Below are 19,038 nucleotides of genomic sequence, written 5' to 3'. Positions count from 1 at the left end.
ACGCGATGTTCCGCTCGCTGGCCGGCGTGAACTATCGCATCTGGTTCGCCGGCGCGCTGATCTCGAACATCGGCGCCTGGATGCAGCGCACCGCCCAAGACTGGTACGTGCTCACCGAGCTGACCGACAACGACGCCGTCGCGGTCGGCATCACGATGGCGCTGCAGTTTGGGCCGGCCCTGCTCATCGGCCCCTACGCCGGCATCTTGGCCGACCGCATCTCGGGCCGAAAACTGCTCGCCGCGACCCAGATCACGCTCGCCGTGCTCGCCTTAGGGCTCGGCCTCATCATCGTCACGGGCATCGCCGAACTCTGGATGGTCTACCTCTTCGCCCTCGGCCTCGGCATCACGACCGCGATCGACGCGCCCGCCCGGCAGACGTTCGTCGGCGAGCTCGTCGGCGTGAAAGACCTGCCGAACGCCGTCGCCCTCAACTCGGCGTCGTTCAACACCGCGCGCCTCATCGGCCCCGCCGTCGCCGGGTTCTTGACCGTGCTCGTCGGTGCCGGCTGGGTCATCGTCATCAACGCCTTCACCTTCCTGGCGATGCTCATCGCGCTGTACCTGCTGCGCGAAAACGAGCTGCACCCCATGAAGAAAGACAAAAAGTCGCGCGGGCAGTTCCGTGAGGGCCTCGCCTACGTGCGGCGCCGCGGCGACCTCATGGTGATCTTCGCGATGGTGTTCATGCTCGGCACCTTCGGCTTCAACTTCGCGATCTTTACCGCGACGATGGCGAGCGTCGAGTTCAACCGTGGGGCCGGTGAGTTCGGCCTCATGTCGTCGGTGATCGCCATCGGTTCGGTGACCGGGGCCCTGCTCTCGGCCCGCCGTGACCGGCCGCGCCTGCGCGTCATCGTGGGGGCCACGCTCGGCTTCTCGGCAACGATGGTGATCGCCGCGCTGATGCCGACCTTTGAACTATTCACCGCATCCTTGGCGCCCGTCGGATTCTTCGCGCTCACCATGATCACCTCGGCGAACGCGTACGTGCAGACGACGACGCGGCCCGCGATTCGCGGTCGTGTGATGTCGCTCTATCTCATGATCTTCATGGGCGGCACCCCGATCGGCGGGCCGCTGCTCGGCCTCATCGCGAACGAGCTCGGCGCGCGCTGGGCGATCGGCGTGGGCGCCGTCGCGGGCGTCATCGCCGCGATCGTCGCCATCGCGTGGATGCGCGTGACGCAGAACCTGCGCATCCGTCGCGCCGATCTCGACGCGCGCTGGTACGCACCGCGGTTCCGCATCCGCTTCGACGGCGACGAGCGCGACCGCGAGACGGCGACGCAGGAGATCGCGATCGTCGAAGCCGAGTCGCGGCGGGTGTAGGGGTGGCGCGCACACGTAATCCGCTGAATCCGTTCAACGACACCCCCGGCTTCTGGGGTGCGTTCGGGCGGCTGATGTGGAAGGCGACCGGGCCGGCCGCCGTCGGCGCCGGGCGCGAGGAGGCGCCGTACGAGGCGCCCACTGACCCCACGTGCCCGCTCTGCGGACGCCTCATGGCCGAACACACGGTCGCGCGCGGGGTCGGCACGACGCCCAGTCGGCTGCGGTGCCCGGTGCCGAGCGAGGCGCCGGCCTAGCGGCGCGACGCCACGACGCGCCCCCCGGCGCCCACCATCGCGGCGGCCGCGTCGACGCGCGCCGCGACGGCGTCTCGAATCGCGGGGAGCGCATCCAGCGTCATGGGCGGCGGGATGCGCGGGGCGGGGTCGAGCGCGTCCGTCGCGGAGCGCAACGGGGGCGCGCCGAAATCCGCGCCGGCGCGAGCAGTGTCGGCGCGATCGACCGCACCGCCGAGGGCGGCGACCGCGCGGTCGATCGCGGCCAGCGCGTACGGCAGGCCGTGCGGAACCCCGGGGTCAGTGAGCAGCAGCACCTCAACGTCGGCGAGGGTCGGCTCGGCGGCCGAGCGGGCGCGGAAGATCTCAAGCGCCCCACACGCGCGCAGCAGGGCAGCGGCGTCGCCCGGCTCCACCGCGGTCGGCGCCCGCTCGGCGAGCGTGCGCACGGTGACGAGCGCCCGGGTGCTTGCCCGGCCGAGCGTGAATAGGTGGTACGTGTCGTCGCGGGCGGCCGAAGCCTCGACGATGCCGGTGACGAGGGCGGCGCGCTCGCGGGTCCACGTCAGAAACTCGTGCAGCTTCTCGGGAACAACCTTGCGCGGCATGCGCGCGCGCGTCGCATCGAGGGCTTCGCGCACGTCGGCCCCGAGCATCCCACGGGCACGACGCGCCTGCTCGCGCGCCGTCGCGAACGCGAACGCGATCGAATCGGGGCGGGCACGGTCGACGACGCTCGCCGCGAGGGCCGCGGCCTCGGCACCATCAGCGCGCGCCCGATCGGCGTCAATGATGAGGGCGACGGCGTCAGCGCGCTCGACGAGAGCGCCGACCGCGTACACGTTGTCGGCGGTGCGGCCCGGCATGCGACCCCCTCCCGTCACCGCTGACGGTAGACCGGTCGTGTTGCGCGGGTGTTACCGCGAGGTGACGGCGTGGGCCGCGGTGCGGGCCGGCGGCGTCAAGCGGTGCGCACGGCGTGGGCCGCGTACTGGGCGCGCACCTCGGGGCGGGGGTCGGCGGCGAGCTCGGCCCAGGTGTCGAGCGGCCAGCTTGGGCGTTCGCCGGTCAGCACCCAGGTGGCCTGCACGGCGGCGCCGCGGGCGACGTACTCACCCGGCTCGGGGATCACGACGGGCAGCCCGAACACCTGCGCGGCGACGGCGCCGACCGCGCGACTGCGCGCCGCACCCCCAATCAGGCGGATGCTCGCGGCCGGCACCCCGAGACGGGTCACCGCATCGAGGCCGTCGGCCAGCCCGCAGAGCATGCCCTCGACGGCAGCCCTGGCGAGGTTCTCGCGCGTGGTGGAGGCGAGAGTCAGGCCGAAGAGGCTCGCGGTGGCGTCGGGCAGGTTCGGGGTGCGCTCGCCCTCGAAGTAGGGCTGGAGCACGACGCCGCCCGCGCCAGGCGCGGCGGCGAGGGCGAGCTCGGCGAGCTGCCCGTGGTCGACGCCGAGCAGGCGCGCGACGGCATCGAGCACGCGGGCCGCGTTGAGGGTGGCGACGAGGGGCAGGAAGGCTCCGGCGGCGTCGGCGAAGCCAGCAACCGCGCCGCTCGGGTCGGCAACGGGGGTCTCACTCACCGCGAAGACGGTGCCGCTCGTGCCGATCGAGACGACGACGTCACCAGGGCGAGCGTCGAGGCCGAGGGCTGCGGCGGCGTTGTCACCGGCGCCCGCACCGACCCGGGTGCCGGGCCGGAGAGTACGTATTGCAGGAATCGGGGCGTCGACCACACGGAATTCCGCGGGTCCCAGCACGCGAGGGAGCTGGATTCCTGCAAAACGTACCGAGTCGGCGGAGGTGGGGTGGGCGGAGGCGGCGGTCGGGTCGGGTTGCGCGGCGGCGCGAGCCGGGTCAGCCTCACGGGACGGGTCGGCAGCGCGGGCAGGGCGGCCGAGCGCGAGCTGAGCCAGCTCGAGGTCGTACTCGCCGCGCGCGGTGTCGAAATACGCGGTGCCGCTGGCATCCGAGCGGTCCGTGACGAGTTCGTCGAGCACCGGCCCCAGCGGGCTCTCACCCGTGGGCCCGTAGCCGCGCAGGCGCCACGTCAGCCAGTCGTGCGGCAGCGCGACCGCCGCGACGCGGGCGGCGTTCTCGGGTTCGGCGTCGCGCAGCCAGCGCAGCTTCGTGGCGGTGAACGAGGCGACCGGCACCGAGCCCGTGCGGCGCGCGTACTCGGCGGCGCCGAGCTCGTCCGTCAGGGCCGCGGCTGCCGCAGCGGACCGCGTGTCGTTCCAGAGCAGGGCGTCGCGGATGACGCGACCGTCAGCATCCAGCGCCACCATGCCGTGCTGTTGCCCGCCGATCGCGATCGCGTCGACGTCGGCGAGCCCGCCGGCGGCGTCGATCGCCTCGGCGAGCGCCCGCCACCACGCCTCGGGCGGAACGGCCGTGCCGTCAGGATGCGCGGCGCGCCCCTCGCGGACGACGCGCCCCGAGGCAGCATCGACGATCAGCACTTTGCAGCTCTGGGTCGACGAGTCGACTCCGGCGACGAGGGTCATGCGGGCCTCCGGGTGGGCGGGGTGGACAAAGCCGGCGGGCTGGACGCACGCGGCTGAACGGTACTGCGCGCGCCCGGCCCACCGGGGTCGAGGCGCGCCGGGCCGCAGACAGGGCGACCCGGCGCGAACGTGTGGCGGCTAGCGCGCGCCCATCAGGTGCTCGGTGGCGAGCTGCTGCAGGCGCACGAAGCCGAAGCCCTTGCCATTGAAGTAGGCGCCCGAGTCGAAGCCCTCGTACGCCGACTGGTCGGCGAGCAGCTCGTCGATCGTCTCGCCCTCACCGAGGGTCGGCTGCGACAATTCGGCGACGCGGGCGGCAGCGAGCGCCTCCTGCACCTCGGGGTCGGCGCGGAAGGCAGCGGCGCGCTCCTTGAGCAGCAGGTAGGTGCGCATGTTCGCCTTCGCGCTCTCCCACACGCCGGTCTCGTCTTCGGTGCGCGAGGGCTTGTAGTCGAAGTGGCGGGGGCCGTCGTAGGCCGATCCGCCGTTCGGGCCGCCGTTTTCGAGCAGGTCGACGAGCGAGAACGCGTTGTGCAGGTCGCCGTGACCGAAGACGAGGTCTTGGTCGTACTTGATGCCGCGCTGGCCGTTCAAGTCGATGTGGAACAGCTTGCCCGCCTCGAGCGCCTGCGCGATGCCGGCGGTGAAGTTGAGGCCCGCCATCTGCTCGTGGCCGACCTCGGGGTTGAGGCCGACGAGCTCCGGGTGCTCGAGCGTCTCGATGAACGCCATCGCGTGGCCGAGCGTCGGCAGCAGGATGTCGCCGCGGGGCTCGTTCGGCTTCGGCTCGATCGCGAACTTGATGCCGTAGCCCTTGTCGGTGACGTACTGGGTAAGAATGTTGACGGCCTCGCGGTAGCGCTCGATCGCGGCACCGACGTTCTTGGCGCTGTCGTACTCGGTGCCCTCGCGGCCGCCCCACATGACGAAGGTGTGCGCACCGAGCTCGGCGGCGAGGTCGAGGTTGCGCAGCACCTTCCGCAGCGCGAAGCGACGCACGGCGCGGTCGTTGGAGGTGAATCCGCCGTCTTTGAAGACGGGCGCGCTGAACAGGTTGGTGGTGATCATGGGCACCTGGATGCCCGTATCCGCTTTCGCCTGGATCAGGCGGTCGATCTGCTTCCGCCGGTCGGCATCGGACGAGCCGAACGCGAACAGGTCGTCGTCGTGCAGCGTCAGGCCGTAGGCGCCGAGTTCGGCGAGCTTTTCGGCCACGTGCACGACGTCGAGCGGCGCGCGGGTGGGGCCGCCGAAGGGGTCGGCTCCGTTGTAGCCGACGGTCCAGAGGCCGAAGGTGAACTTGTCTGCGGGGGTGGGCGTCGGGGCCATGGTGGCGTTGTCCTCCAGAGCGCGGGCGCGTCGCTGCGACACCGCGGAACGTATTTGTTGGTTGACACAACGTATCACGTGCGCGACGATTGCCGCCAGACTGGAACCCATGACCCCGAGAAGGCCGACCCCCATGGATGCCGGAGCCCTCCGCCGCCGCAATCTGTCGGCCGTGCTCGAGCTCGTGCACCGGCACGGCGGCGTCACCCGCGCCGATCTCACCCGCGCCCTCGGCCTCAACCGCTCGACCATCGGCGACCTCGTCGCGGTGCTCGTCGAACACGGCTGGGTCGACGAGCGCGACGACGCCCCGCGCTCGGGCGTCGGCCGCCCCAGCCCTCGGGTTGCCCCGAGCGACACCCGCGTCGTCGCCGCCGTGAACCCCGAACTCGACGTGATCGACGTCGGCCTCGTCTCGCTTGGCGGGCAGATCGTCGCCCGCCGCCGCGTCGCGCTCGACCACGTGCCGAGCGTCGCCGAGACCGTGGCGATCACCGCGCAGACCGTGCGCGAACTCGCCGCCGAGGCGCCCCACGTCGAAGTGCGCGCCGTCGGCGTCGCCGTGCCGGGCCTCGTGCGCCGCCGCGACGGCCAGGTGCGCCTCGCCCCGCACCTCGGCTGGCGCGAAGAGCCGCTCGCCGCCCCGCTCGCCGAGGCCCTCGGCATGCCGGTCAGCGCCTCGAACGACGCGCACCTTGGTTGCCGCGCCGAGCAGACCTTCGGCGCCGGGGTCGGCGCCGGCACCATGCTCTACCTCAATGGCGGCCCCAGCGGCATCGGTGGCGGACTCGTCGTTGACGGTCGCCCCATGGACGGCACCGCGGGCTACGCCGGCGAACTCGGCCACCTCGGGCTCGACCCCGCCGGCCCGCTGTGCGCGTGTGGCGCGCGCGGCTGCCTCGAAGCGCTGGCGCCTCGCGACGCGCTCGTTGCGGCGGTCGGCCTCGAGCACCCTGATGACGACGCCCTCGAAGAGGCGCTCGTCGCGGCGGTCGCCGCGGAGGACGCCGACGGCGCGGCCCGCACCGAGGTTGCCCGGCAACTGCGCTGGCTCGCCGTCGCCCTGCGCGGCGCCGTCAACTTCGTGAACCCCGACCGCATCGTGCTCGGCGGCCACCTCGCCGCGCTCTGGCGGTGCGCTGACGAGGCGCAGCGCGCATCCCTCATTGCGGATGCTCTGCCCGCGTCGGCCGCGGAGGTCACGATCGAGCCGGCCGCCCTCGGCGCCCAGCGCCTCTTGATCGGCGCCGCCGAACTGGCGTGGGACGAGCTCATCGCCGACCCGATCGACGCGCTCACCACGCCCGCACTCGCGGAAGCGTAACTTTCGAGAGTAGTGTTCGAAACATGTCGAACACGGCCCCCGCCACCAGCCCCCGGGTCACGCTCTCTGACGTGGCCAGCGAGGCCGGTGTCTCGCTCGCCACCATCTCGAAGGTGCTGAACGGGCGACCCGACGTGTCCGCGGCAACGCGCGCCCGCATCGAAGAACTGCTCGCCCACCACGGCTACCAGCGGCGCTCAGGGGCGACCACGACCAAGGCCGAACTCATCGAGCTCGTCTTCCACGAACTCGACCGCATCTGGTCGATGGAACTCATCGACGGCGTCGAATCGGTCGCCAAAGAGCAGGGCCTCAGCGTCGTGCTGACGGTGACGGGCGACCGGCACTCCCCCGGCAGCGAGTGGCTCGAGGGAGTGCTGCGGCGCCGCCCGGCCGGCGTCGTGCTCGTGTTCAGCGACCTGCCGCCCGAACTGCGCGAGCGGCTGCGGTCGCGCGCGATTCCGTTCGTCATCGTCGACCCCGCCGGCGACCCCTCCCCCGACGTGCCGTCGGTCGGCTCGGCCAACTGGTCGGGAGGCCTCGCCGCCACCCGCCACCTCATCGAACTCGGCCACACCCGCATCGCCGCGATCACCGGGCCCCGCGACATGATGTGCTCGCTTGCCCGCCTCGACGGCTACCGCTCGGCCATGAACTCGGCCGGTCTCACGATCGAGAACGACTGGGTGCGCTTCGGCGACTTCCACGTCGAGGGCGGCCGCACGCAGGCGCTGCACCTGCTCGACCGACCCGACCGGCCGACCGCGATCTTCGCCGGCAGCGACCTGCAGGCGCTCGGCGCCCTCGAGGCCGCCCGCTCGCTCGGGCTGACCGTGCCCGACGACGTGTCGATCGTCGGCTACGACGACATCCCGCTCAGCCGCTGGGTGAGCCCGCGCCTGACCACCGTGCACCAGCCGCTGCGGCAGATGGGCGTCGAGGCGGCGAAGCTCGTGCTGTCGGCAGCACGCGGCGAGGATCCTCCGGGCAGCGCCCGCATGGACCTCGCGACGAGCCTCGTCGTGCGCGACTCGACGGCGCCGCCGCGCGCGTAGCGACACAGAGGTCGTCGCCCCCTGCACGTTCGCGGAGGGAGCGCAACCCGTTCCCCCCGCGGCTGCCCCGGGTCTACGGTGGGGCGATGATGCGTGACCCGATCGCCTGGCTCGTCAAGCTCGACCCCGCACTCGAATACGGGGTCGCCCGCGACATTTCGGGTGAGACTCCCGAGGTGCTGCAGATGCTGCGCGCCCGCATCGCGCACGCCGGCTGGGGCCGGGCGCTGCTGAACGCGCAGCGCGACGACGGCTCGTGGGCCGCCGACGAACCGACCGGCTGGGCCGACTCCCCCGCGGGCTCGGCGACGATCGCGCTCGCCACCCTGCGCGCCCTGCAGGTCGACCCCGACGACACGATCGTGCGCCGCGCGGTTGAGCTCGTGCGTGACCGGGTCACCCACGACGCCGCGGGCGAGGTGCCCTACTTCCGCGGCACCGACGAGGTCTGCATCAACGGCATCGTGCTCGCCAACGCTGCCTACTTCGGCGTCGATGACGACGACACGGCGGCTCTCGCGAAGAGCATCGTGGCCGCCCGCCAGCGCAAAGACCGCGGCTGGAACTGCGACATCGACAGCAAGCGCTCGTCCTTCCACTCGACCATCTGCGTGCTCGAGGGCCTCCTCGCGTACAGCCGCGTGCATCCGGGCAAGGCGATCGATGACACGATCGCGCGCGGCATCGACTACCTGCTCGACCGCGGACTCCTGCGCCGCAAGTCGACGGGCGACGTCATCGACCCGAGCTTCCTGCGGCCCGCCTTCCCGCCCGGGCGCCGCTACGACGTGCTGCGCGGGCTCGATTTTCTGCGCGAGGCGGGCCTCGATGCGGATGCGCGCATCGCCGACGCCCTCGACGAGGTCGAGCGGCTGCGCGGCCCGAAGGGGCGCTGGGCCCAGGGAGCGCTGCTGCCGAGCGTCGACTCCGACAGCGAGCGCCTGCACTGGCTACCGCTTGTCGGCGCGTACAGCCCCGACGTGGGCGACGACAGCCCCGTGCTGACGCTCATTGCCCTGCGTGTGCTGCGCTGGGCCGGCTATGACCAGGAAGGCGAACGCGGCGAGCAGGGCGCGGCGCCCGCGGCTGACCTCAGCACCGGAGACGCCGACCCGGCCGATCTCGCCGGCGCACCGACGCTCGAAACGAATCCGATCAACGAGATCCCGCCGACGAGCGAGATGCCGATCGTTCCGCGGGCCTAGCCGACGGCGACAGTCGGCGTCGACGAGCCGAGGGGTAGCGCGAACGTGCCCCGCGCATCCGCGGCCGTTACGCGAAAGTCGCCGGCGAAGCCGGAGACAGCGACGCGGCCTGCCTCGTCGGTGCGCACCGCGGTCGGCGCGACCCACCACTCGTTTTTGATCAGGCGCCGGAGGGCGCCGTAGCCGGGCTTGCGGCGGCCGTCGGCGCGTACGAGACCGACGGGGGCGCCGAGCCAGGCTCCGCGGTCGGTGATGCCCCAGTAGGTGATCGAGGCGACGTTCGGGTGCCCGACGAGCATCCGGTAGTGCTGCTCAAGCTCGAGCGCCTGCCGCGCCTCGCCTTCGGGCGTCGACGGCCACTCGTCGACCACGTAGTCGTTGAGGTCGACGATGTCGGCGGGCATCAGGTCGCCCGACAAGAGGGTCGTCTCGGTGAAGTGCACGGGCAACCCGAACTGGCCGAAGCGGTCGGCGAGCTCGACGAGCTGCTGCCCGCGGAACCCCTGGTGCATGTGCGTCTGCACGCCGATCGCGTCAATCGTGACGTCCGCATCGAGCACCTGCTCGATGAGCCGCTCGTAGTCGGCCGACAGGTCGAAATCGTTCAGCAGCAGGCGCACCCCCGGGTCGGATGCACGCGCCTCGTCGACCGCCAGGCGCACCATCTCGACGCGGCCCAGCTGCCGCGCGAGCCGCGAGATCGCGTTCGGCACGCCGTCGGGCTCGTTGACGAAGTCGGGCATGATGACGACCTCGTTGATCGCATCCCACTCGTCGACGAGGCCGGCGAAGTCGCGCGCCTCGCGCCGCACCCGCTCGCGCACGATGCGCTCGACCTCGTCGGTCGGAAGCGTGTCGAGCCACGCCGCCTTCACGGTGTGCCAGACGAGCGGGTGGCCCTTCACGCGCACGCCACGCTCGCGGAACCAGCGCGCCGCCTGCTGCAACCGCGCCGTGTCGGGCTCGCCGCGCTTCGGCTCGAACAGGCCCCAGTAGAAGGGCAGCACGGTCAGGTTGAACAGCCCCAGCCAGTCGGCGGCGAGGCGCGACTCGTCGGCCGTGCCGTTCGCGTGGTCGATCAGGTCGAAGCCGATGCAGCCGAAGCCGAAGTCGTGCCGGGTCTGCTCGACGACGATCTCGGTGTTCGCGAGCGGTTCACCATCGGCGCCGAGCGCCGTCACGACCGCGTCGCCGCGGCGGTGCGCGAACGGGTCGGATGCGCCGACAGCGCGTCCGGCCGCGTTCACGCCCCGATCACCTGGAACCGAGCGTGCACCGCACGGTCGGCGCCCAGCGTGCGCTCGGGCCCCGTCACGCGCAGGCGGTGCGTCAACGGAATGTCGCCGCTCGAGCGCCCGAAGCCGAATTCGAGTTCGCCCGGCTCGACGATGCGGCGCCGGTCGCGGCCGGTGAAGCTCGTGAGATCCATCGGCACGGTGACGGCCACACGGACGGTCGCGCCCGCCGGCACGGTCACGCGCTGGTAGCCGATGAGTCGCTGCACGGGTCGCACGATACTCGCCACCGGGTCGTGCACGTAGAGCTGCACGACCTCATGGGCGTCGCGGTCGCTGCGGTTCACGAGCCGCATTGACAGCATCGCCTCGCCGTCGCTCGCGACGGTCGCATCGGGGCTCTCGAGGTCGGTCCAGACCACGTCGCCGTAGCCGAGGCCGTGGCCGAACGGGTACGCGGCGGTCGGGTCGATGTTCGACACCCCGCTCTTGCGGGCGAGCGGCGCGGCGAGGTACGTCGACGGCTGCACGCCCGAGTGCGCGGGAATGCTGACCGGCAGGCGCCCCGACGGGTTCACCCGGCCACTGATGATGCCCGCGATCGCGCTGGCGCCCTCCTCACCCGGGAAGAACGCCTGGATGATCGCGGCAGCCTTCTCGGGAGCCTCACCGAGCGCGTACGGCCGGCCCGTCAACAGCACGACCACGATCGGCGTGCCGGTGGCGAGCACGGCGTCGAGCAGCTGCTGCTGCGCGCCGGGCAGGGTCAGGTCGTCGGCGTCGCAGCCCTCGCCGCTCGTGCCGCGGCCGAACAGGCCCGCGCGGTCACCGAGCACGAGAATCGCGACGTCGGCGTTCTTCGCCGTCTCGGCCGCGGTGCCGATGGCGGCGGTGGCCCCGTCATCGATGCCGGTGCCGGCCAGGTGCGTGACGCGCGCGTGCGCGAATTCCGCGCGCACCGCATCCAGAACGGTGTCGATATGGATGCCCATCTCGACTCCCGGATGCTGGCTCACGACGTGCGTCGGGAACGAATAGCAGCCGAGCATCGCGTAGCGCTCGTCGGCGTTCGGGCCGATCACCGCCACACGCTCGGGGGCGGAGAGCGGCAAGAGCCCGTCGTTCTTCACGAGCACGATGCCCTGCTCGGCGATCTGCCGGGCGAGCGCGCGGTTCTCGTCAGAGTCGAGGTCGATGGCCCCGCGTACACCGTCGGCGTCGGTGGCGGTCACGCCGCGCAGCGCCTCGGGCGTGGGGTCATAGTTGGCCTCGAGCAGCCCGAGGTCGAGCTTCTGCGCGAGCACGCGACGCAGGGCCGTGTCGATGAGGGCCTCGCTGACGATATCCTCATCGATCGCGCGGCGCAGCGGTTCGCCGAAGGTCTTGACGGTCGGCAGCTCGACGTCAATGCCAGCGTCGAGCGCAGCGCCCGCCGCCTCGGCCCAGCTCGTCGCGGTGCCATGCAACAGCTTCAGGAACGCGATGGCGAAGTAGTCGGCGACAACCGTGCCGGTGAAGCCCCACTCGTCGCGCAACAGCTCGGTGAGCAGGCTGCGGTCGGCGGCACTCGGCACCCCGTCGAGGTCGGTGTACGAATTCATGACGCTGCGGGCGCCACCCTCGCGCACGGCCATCTCGAACGGCGGCAGCAGTACGTCGGCGAGCTCGCGCGGCCCGACCGAGACGGGGGCGAGGTTGCGGCCCGCGCGCGACGCCGAGTAGCCGACGAAGTGCTTCAGGGTCGCGACGATGCCGGCCTGCTCGAGGCCGCGCACGTAGGCGCTGCCCACGGTCGCGACCAAGTACGGGTCTTCGCCGATCGTCTCTTCGACGCGGCCCCAACGGGCGTCGCGCACGACGTCGAGCACGGGGGCAAGCCCCTGGTGCACGCCGACCGAACGCATGTCGGTGCCGATGCGCGTCGCCATCTGCTCGATGAGCGCGGGGTTGAACGTGGCACCCCACGACAGCGGCACGGGATACGCGGTCGCACCCCACGCGGCGAAGCCGGCGAGGCACTCCTCGTGCGCGAGCGCGGGAATCCCGAAGCGGTTCTCCGCGACGATACGACGCTGGGTGGTGAGCAGACTCAGCGCGCCGACCCCCGCATCCACCGGATGCGTGCCGAACGGCCGCGTCAACTGACCGAGACCATCGGGCAGCACCTCGTCGAGGTCGATGGCGTCGTCGAGGTCGTGCTGGTGCGGGGCGACGTCGCCGCCATCGGCACCCGCGCCGACCCACACGCCGTAGAGCTGGGCGATCTTCTCGCGCAGCGTCATGGCGGCGATCAGGGCCTCAACGCGCGCCTCGGGCTCGAGGGCCCGGTCGTGCCAGGGGGCCGCGCCGTCGGTGCCGAGCGCGGGAGCGGTGTGAATGGTCATCCCTTCACGGCTCCCGTCAGCCCGCCGACGATGCGGCGCTGGGCGAGGGTGAAGAACAGCAGCGCGGGAATCATCGCCACCGAGGTGAACGCGAGCACCCCCGCCGTGTCCTGCGAGTACGCGGTCGAGAAGTACTGCACACCAACGGGCAGGGTCGCCGTCGCCGGGTTGCCGAGCAGCAGCAGCGGCAAGAGGTAGGCGTTCCAGCTGGCGACGAAGGCGAGCACGCCCACCGTGATGAGGCCCGGCCACGACAGCGGCAACAACACGCGCCAGAAGAACGTGAAGCGACCGGCGCCGTCGATGAGCGCCGCGTCTTCGAGCTCAGCCGGAATCGCCCGCAGGAACGGCACCAGGATGATGATCGTCGTCGGCAGCGCGAAGGCAATCTGCGGACCGATGACGGCGAACAGGTTGCCGAGCAGGCCGAAGCTGCGCAGCATCGTGAACAGCGGCAGCACGGCGACCGTCAGCGGGAAGAGGAGGCCGGCGGTGAACAGCGAGAACAGGAAGGTGCGCCCGAAGAACTGGTAGCGCGCGATGACGAACGCCGCCATGACGCCGAGCAGCGTCACGCCGACCGTCGTGGCGACGGCAACGATCGTCGAGTTGGCGAACTGGGTCCAGAAGTTCGGGTCGCTGAAGACGCCGAGGTAGTTCGTGACCACCCACGGGTCGGGAAGACCCGCGGGGTCGCGGTTGATCTGCGCCGTTGACCGGAAACCATTGATGACGACGTAGATCACCGGTGCGACCGTGATGCCGCACATGACGAGGGCGATCAGGTACGCGAACGGCGTGCCCCAATCGAACCGGCGCCGGCGGGATGCGGGGGTCGGGTCGTCGAGGCGGGTTCGCGGCGACGACGGGGTCGGCGCGTTGGGCGCTGCGCCCGGAGTAAGCGTGGCGGTCATGAGGTCAACCCCTCGTGATCGCGCCGCGGAGGTCGCGACGCAGGACGAAGCGCTGGTAGAGCAGCGCGATGGCGAGGGAGATGACGAAGAGCACGACGGCGACGGCTGAGCCGTAACCGATCTGCGAACGGCCGTTGCCGTATTCGACCATGTAGGTCGCCATCGTCTCGGTGGCGTTCAGCGGGCCGCCGCCGGTGAGGATGAACACCATGTCGAACAACTGCAGCGAGCCGATCATCGACAGGAACGCCCAGATGCGGATGGTGGGCCCGAGCAGCGGCAGCGTGATGTGACGCTGGGTCTGCCACCAGCTGGCGCCATCGATCGCGGCGGCCTCGCTGAGTTCTTCCGGCACGCCCTGCAGACCGGCGAGCATCAGGATGATCGCGAAGCCCAGGTATTTCCAGGTGATGACCGCGAAGAGGGTCCAGAACGCCACGTCGGGGTCGGCGAGCCACAGAGGCTTGTCGCCCGCCCAGCCGAGGGAGGTCAGGAAGGAGTCGAAGGGGCCACCCGGGGGCAGCATGAGGCGGAAGGCGAGACCCGCCACGACCTCACTCAAGACGTACGGCACGAAGATCAGCGTGCGAATCAGTGCTCGACCGCGCAGGGGGCGGTTGAGCAGCAGCGCGATGCCGATGGCAAGCGGGCCCTGAATGAGCAGGGACAGGACGACGATGAGGCCGTTGTTCATCATCGCGCCGAGGAAGATCGGGTCGGTCAGCGCGCGCACGTAGTTGTCGACGCCGATGAAGCGGTCGAGGGCACCGAGGCCGTTCCAGTTGAAGAAGCTGTAGACCGCGGCGAGAGCGACCGGCACGAGCACGAAGGTCACGTAGACGATGAGCGCGGGGGCAACAAAGGCCCAGATGAGCAGCAGGCCGCGGGTCTGCTGCCGCGAGCGCGGCGGACGGGGGGACGCGGTGTGGGGCACCGGGCCCGCGGCGGTTGCCGCGGACCCGGTGCTCGTGGTGGTGAGGGCCATGAGTTACAGCGTTGCCGCCGCGTTCGTCATGTTCTCGATGATCGCCGAGGGCGAGCCCTGGCCACCGAAGAGGTTGACGATGCCCTCGTTCATGGCGCCACCAACGGTCGGGCCGTAGGCGGTGTCGAGCCAGAGCTGCACGTAGGTCGACTCCTGGAGACCCGCGAGCACCTGCTGCAGGTTGACGTCGGCGATGCCGGCCTCGCTGCCCGGGGTCACGGGGATTCCGGCGCCGATCTCGCCGAAGCGGGTCTGCACCTCAACGCTCGTGATGTAGTTGAGCAGGTCGGTGCACTCCGGGGGCGACCACGCGGTGCACGAGAAGCCGTCGCCGCCGCCGAGGGCTGCGGTCGGGTCACCCTGCGCGCCGTCGATCGCCGGGAAGTTGAACCAGCCGAGGAACTCCGGCGGGGTCGCGTTCTCGTCGCCGGTCTCCTCCTGGAGGATGCCGCCCATGACGCCGGGGTTCCAGTGGCCCATGAGCTCCATGGCCGCGGCGCCCGTGGCGAGCTGACCGGCCGAACTACCCGCACCCTGCTGGGCGCTGGTGGCGAGGAAGCCGTCGTTGAAGGGCTCGGACTCAACGAACTCGTTGAGCAGTTCGCCCGCCTCGAGGAAGCACGGGTCGCTGAAGTCGTAGCTGCTCTGCGCGTCCTGCAGCACCTCGGGTGCGCACGACTTCAGCGCGAAGTGGTACCAGTAGTGCGCGGCGGGCCAGCCGTCGCCCGCACCCACGGCGATCGGCGTGATGCCGGCGGCCTTCAGGGCGTCGATGGCGTCGTACAGCTCGTCGAGGGTTTCGGGCGTACCCTCAATGCCGGCCTGCTCGAACAGCTCGGTGTTGTACCAGAAGCCCGAGATACCGAAGTTGAAGGGCAAACCGTAGGTGGCGCCGTCAACCTGCCACGGGGCGACGACGCCGCCCATGGCCTCGGCGCGCTCGGCGACGTCTTCGCTGATGTCCTTCACGAAGCCGGCCTCAACCTGGGCGGCCAGCTCGCCGGCACCCCACTGCTGGTAGAGGTCGAGCCCCGAGCCGGTGCGCAGCTGGTTCGGGATCAGCGTGCGCTGCAGTTCTTCGTTCTGGTAGGCGGTGACCTCGACGTTGACGCCGGGGTTGGCCTCTTCGAACTCGGCGGCCACGTCTTCCCAGAAGCCCAGGAGGGGCTCGCCGGTGCCGTTGTGCCACCAGGTCAGCGTGACGTCGTCACCGCTTCCACCGTCGTTACCGCCCGTGCCGCCGTCGCCGGCCGGGGAGCACGCGGCCAGGGCGCCGATCGTGAGGCCGGTGAGGGCGACAGCCGCCCAGCGCCTCGGTGCTCGTCTGTTCATCTTTGAACCTCTCGAAAGTTTCGGCTTCAGTGCCGAAAGTGATGGGGACGTTCTGACTATACGTTTGGGTGCGTTTGTGGTCAAGCACAACATATTTCGAAGCGGTAACGGGCGGGTACGGGGCGGGAGCGCGCGAAAGGCACCGCGCATCCGCCCGAAAGAATCGCGCGGTCGCCGCGGCGACGCGCACAGCGCCGGATGCGCGGGGCGGGTCAGGCGGCGAGCTCCGCTTCCAGCCGGCGCACGTCGTCGGCGTGGCACAGCTCTGTCGCGGCCGTCATCGCCGTGGCCGCACCGCAGGCGACTCCCGCACGGAACGCGACCTCGAGCGAACGCCCCTCGGCCAGGCGCAGCACGAGGCCCGCAAGAAAGGAGTCGCCCGCGCCGACCGTCGAGTGCACCTCGATGGGCGGCGGGGCCAAATGCTGGGCACCGTCTCGTGTCACGAGCACCGCGCCGTCGCCGCCGAGCGTGAGCGCGACGACCTCGACCCGACCGCGCGCCACGAGCTCGGTCGCTGCCGCCGTCTTCTCGGCGACGGTGCTGAGGGTGGAGCCGACCAGCTCGCCCAGCTCGCGGCCACTCGGCTTGATCAGGTACACGCCCTCGTCGAGCGCGGCGGCGAGCGCCTCACCCGAGGCATCGACGACAACCCGGGCACCCGACTCGTGCGCGGCGCGGGTCACGCGCGCGTAGAAGTCGTCGGGCACCCCGGGCGGCAGCGAGCCGCTCGGCACCACGTAGCCGCCGAAGCGCGCCGTCGAGAGGGTGGCGGCCAGCGCCGCCTGCCACTCGGGCTCGGTGACCTCGGGCCCCTGCAGCACGAAGCGGAACTGCTTGCCGGTCTCGGTCTCATCGACGGTGATGTTTTCGCGCGTCGAGCCGGCGATCGGCACGGCGCGACCCACGATGCCTTCGGCCTCGAGCAGCTGGCGGTAAGCCTGCCCGGTCGGCCCGCCCACCGCGTAGATCGCGGTCGACTGTCCGCCCAGTCGCGCGATGACGCGGCTGACGTTGACTCCCCCGCCACCCGGGTCGAGCCGGCTGGGCCCGCAGCGCATCTTGTGCTCGGCCATGACGGTCGGCGTCGACGTGCTCACATCGAGCGCCGGATTGATCGTCAGCGTCGTAATCGGCAGCGGCGGTGCAGGATGCGCGGACATGTCATCAGGCTAGTGACGGCGGGTGCCGCGCGGCAGGGAAAGGAGCTAGGCGGTCGGCGCTGCCTGCTCGCGCAGGGACGCGACGTCGATCACGAAGCGGTAGCGAACATCCGATCGCAGCACGCGATTCCAGGCCTCGTTGACCTGCTGCGCCGTGATGACCTCGACGTCGGGGGCGACGTCGTGTTCGGCGCAGAAGTCCAGCATTTCCTGCGTCTCGCGGATTCCGCCGATCGACGAGCCGGCGAACGAGCGACGGTTCATGAACAGGCTGAAGACCTGCACGGGCATCGGCTCGGGCGGGGCCCCGACGCTGACGAAGGTGCCGTTGAGGGTGAGCAGCCCGAAGTACTGGGCGAGGTCGAGCGGGGCGCTCACCGTGTTGATGATGAGGTCGAACGAGCGGGCGAGCGTCTCGAAGGTCGCGGGGTCGCTCGTCGCGAAGTAGTCGCGAGCACCCATGGCGAGGCCGTCGTCGCGCTTCGACAGCGATTGCGACAGCACGGTCACCTCGGCGCCCATCGCGACGGCCTGCTTCACGGCCATGTGGCCGAGGCCGCCGAGTCCGATGACGGCGACACGGCTACCGGGGCCGGCCTTCCAGTGGCGCAGCGGTGAGTAGGTGGTGATGCCGGCGCACAGCAGCGGGGCGACCCGCTCGTAGGGCAGCGACTCGGGCACGCGCAGCACGAACGATTCGGTGACGACGATCTCAGTCGAGTAGCCGCCCTGCGTGATGGTGCCGTCGCGGTCGACAGCGCCGTAGGTGCCGGTGTTGCCACGCTCGCAGTACTGCTCTTCACCCGCGCGGCAGTTCTCGCACTCGCCGCACGAGTTCACCATGCAGCCGACGCCGACGCGGTCGCCGACGCTGAAGCGGGTCACGGCGTCGCCGACCTCCACCACGTGGCCGGCAATCTCGTGGCCCACGGTCAGCGGGTAGTGCTGGGGCCCCCAGTCACCGCGCACCGTGTGAATGTCAGAGTGGCAGATGCCCGCCCAATCGATCGCGATGCGCACGTCGTGCGCGCCGACGGCGCGACGGTCGACGGTGCCAATCTCGAGGGGGGCATCAGCGGACGGGGCAACGATGGCGGGCACGTGGGCCACGAGGTACCTCCTGCTTAGTCGGTGGCGACGCCACTCAAACCCGGCAACGGTACCTCTCGGGTTCGCATGTCTTCTGAGAACGCAGAGCGCAGCTCGTCGTCGACCACCTCGTGGCCGGCGGCGGCCGCGTCGACCGCGCTTTCGACGCGCGTCGGCCCGACGATAGGCCAGCACCCGGGCAGGGCGTCGAGCATCGCAGCGAGCGTCAAGCGGTGCACCGAGGCGCCTCGCGCCGTGGCGAGCGCGGCAACCCGCGGCACACGCGTCGGCAACGGCGCCGCCTGCGGCCCTCCAAACGGAGCGTAGGCGAGGAAGGCAATGTCGTTGTCGACGCAGTACTGGTAGTCGTCGAAGCGATCGACCCCGAGGCCGAGACGGTTTTCGACGGCGTTGATATGGGTGATCTCGCGCACCTGCTCGAGCATTTCGACGGTGGCGTTCGATAATCCGATGGTTTCGACGATGCCCTCGTCACGAAGCTGCGCGAGCGTGCGCACCGACTCTTCGATGTCGCGCACGCGATCGGCGCGGTGCAAGAGCAGCAGCGACGGCGGCGCCCCGAGAACCTCGCGGCTCACCTCAGCGTCGTGTCGCAGGCGTTCGGCGCTGCCGTCGGCATCCCACGCCGAGGTGGCGATGCGGTAGTGCCCGGCTTTCGTAATGATCGGAAGTCCGGGGCGGGCGTCGCGGGCGACCCGCGCGAGGCGCTCTCCGACGGCCTCATCGTCAACGGTCGCGTAGGCCCTGGCCGTATCAATGGCGACGGCACCCGCGGCGACACCGGCACGAACAACCTCTTCCGCACGCTCGGCCGTCATGCCGTCTTTGAGCACCAGCGAGGCGACGCCGAGAACGACACCGCGCTCCCCCAACACCCCGCTGATCGCATCCATGCGCCCGAGCCTAGGGGTAGGCGGTCGCCC

16 protein-coding genes are annotated in these 19,038 nt (G+C 71.0%); 5 read left to right on the top strand and 11 right to left on the bottom strand.

The window, feature by feature from the left end; translation table 11 throughout:
- The first annotated feature begins 5 nt into the window (after positions 1-5).
- Positions 6-1,334 (top strand): MFS transporter, encoded by a 1,329-nt coding sequence (locus EV141_RS08975; RefSeq protein ID WP_241969194.1) that lies wholly within the window; start codon positions 6-8, stop codon positions 1,332-1,334.
- Positions 1,335-1,336: 2 nt separating this feature from the next.
- Positions 1,337-1,591 (top strand): hypothetical protein, encoded by a 255-nt coding sequence (locus tag EV141_RS08970; RefSeq protein WP_130485613.1) that lies wholly within the window; start codon positions 1,337-1,339, stop codon positions 1,589-1,591.
- On the opposite strand, the gene EV141_RS08965 is transcribed toward EV141_RS08970, so the two are convergent.
- The 3 genes from EV141_RS08965 to xylA all read right to left on the bottom strand — a co-directional run bounded on the left by EV141_RS08965 (position 1,588) and on the right by xylA (position 5,408).
- Entirely contained in the window at positions 1,588-2,436 is an 849-nt protein-coding gene (locus tag EV141_RS08965) for an alpha-E domain-containing protein (protein WP_130485612.1), read from the bottom strand. The genes EV141_RS08970 and EV141_RS08965 overlap by 4 nt on opposite strands.
- A 95-nt stretch (positions 2,437-2,531) precedes the next feature.
- A complete protein-coding gene (locus tag EV141_RS08960; protein WP_130485611.1) occupies positions 2,532-4,079 on the bottom strand; it encodes an FGGY family carbohydrate kinase in 1,548 nt (515 codons plus the stop codon).
- A gap of 138 nt (positions 4,080-4,217) precedes the next feature.
- A complete protein-coding gene (gene xylA / locus EV141_RS08955; RefSeq protein ID WP_130485810.1) occupies positions 4,218-5,408 on the bottom strand; it encodes a xylose isomerase in 1,191 nt (396 codons plus the stop codon).
- 109 nt (positions 5,409-5,517) lie between these two features.
- Between xylA and EV141_RS08950 the strand changes: the two genes are divergently transcribed.
- The 3 genes from EV141_RS08950 to EV141_RS08940 all read left to right on the top strand — a co-directional run bounded on the left by EV141_RS08950 (position 5,518) and on the right by EV141_RS08940 (position 8,992).
- A complete protein-coding gene (locus tag EV141_RS08950; RefSeq protein ID WP_241969193.1) occupies positions 5,518-6,732 on the top strand; it encodes an ROK family transcriptional regulator in 1,215 nt (404 codons plus the stop codon).
- 23 nt (positions 6,733-6,755) lie between these two features.
- A complete protein-coding gene (locus tag EV141_RS08945; protein WP_130485610.1) occupies positions 6,756-7,787 on the top strand; it encodes a LacI family DNA-binding transcriptional regulator in 1,032 nt (343 codons plus the stop codon).
- Positions 7,788-7,873: 86 nt separating this feature from the next.
- On the top strand, positions 7,874-8,992 hold the full coding sequence (locus EV141_RS08940) for a prenyltransferase/squalene oxidase repeat-containing protein (protein ID WP_130485609.1): 1,119 nt from the start codon (positions 7,874-7,876) through the stop codon (positions 8,990-8,992).
- Here the strand turns inward: EV141_RS08940 and EV141_RS08935 are convergent.
- The 8 genes from EV141_RS08935 to EV141_RS08900 all read right to left on the bottom strand — a co-directional run bounded on the left by EV141_RS08935 (position 8,989) and on the right by EV141_RS08900 (position 19,008).
- Positions 8,989-10,239, bottom strand: a complete 1,251-nt coding sequence (locus EV141_RS08935; RefSeq protein ID WP_130485608.1) for an endo-1,4-beta-xylanase — start codon at positions 10,237-10,239, stop codon at positions 8,989-8,991. The two genes, EV141_RS08940 and EV141_RS08935, sit on opposite strands and share 4 nt — an antisense overlap.
- Positions 10,236-12,611, bottom strand: coding sequence for a beta-xylosidase/alpha-l-arabinosidase (locus EV141_RS08930; RefSeq protein ID WP_130485607.1), 2,376 nt, complete (start codon positions 12,609-12,611; stop codon positions 10,236-10,238). Before EV141_RS08930 ends, EV141_RS08935 begins: the two co-directional genes overlap by 4 nt.
- The gene (locus EV141_RS08925) at positions 12,608-13,525 is read right to left on the bottom strand and encodes a carbohydrate ABC transporter permease (RefSeq protein WP_130485606.1); all 918 of its coding nucleotides are present in this window, start codon (positions 13,523-13,525) and stop codon (positions 12,608-12,610) included. Before EV141_RS08925 ends, EV141_RS08930 begins: the two co-directional genes overlap by 4 nt.
- Positions 13,526-13,529: 4 nt before the next feature.
- Positions 13,530-14,510 carry a carbohydrate ABC transporter permease gene (locus EV141_RS08920; RefSeq protein ID WP_130485605.1) on the bottom strand — a complete coding sequence of 327 codons (981 nt, stop codon included), beginning with the start codon at positions 14,508-14,510 and terminating at the stop codon, positions 13,530-13,532.
- A 3-nt stretch (positions 14,511-14,513) separates the two neighbouring features.
- Positions 14,514-15,842, bottom strand: coding sequence for an ABC transporter substrate-binding protein (locus EV141_RS08915; protein WP_130485604.1), 1,329 nt, complete (start codon positions 15,840-15,842; stop codon positions 14,514-14,516).
- Positions 15,843-16,054: 212 nt separating this feature from the next.
- Positions 16,055-17,005: a 1-phosphofructokinase family hexose kinase gene (locus tag EV141_RS08910; RefSeq protein WP_130485603.1), complete on the bottom strand. Its 951-nt coding sequence runs from the start codon at positions 17,003-17,005 to the stop codon at positions 16,055-16,057.
- Positions 17,006-17,050: 45 nt separating this feature from the next.
- Complete coding sequence (locus EV141_RS08905) at positions 17,051-18,115, bottom strand: NAD(P)-dependent alcohol dehydrogenase (protein ID WP_130485602.1); 1,065 nt, start codon at positions 18,113-18,115, stop codon at positions 17,051-17,053.
- A gap of 14 nt (positions 18,116-18,129) precedes the next feature.
- Positions 18,130-19,008 carry an aldo/keto reductase gene (locus EV141_RS08900; RefSeq protein WP_157985535.1) on the bottom strand — a complete coding sequence of 293 codons (879 nt, stop codon included), beginning with the start codon at positions 19,006-19,008 and terminating at the stop codon, positions 18,130-18,132.
- Between the last annotated feature and the right edge of the window lie 30 nt (positions 19,009-19,038).

The sequence above is a fragment of the Microcella putealis genome, assembly GCF_004216575.1.
Classification (GTDB): domain Bacteria; phylum Actinomycetota; class Actinomycetes; order Actinomycetales; family Microbacteriaceae; genus Microcella; species Microcella putealis.
Note: the sequence above shows the minus strand (reverse complement) of the source record. Positions and strands in the feature narration are given on the sequence as shown.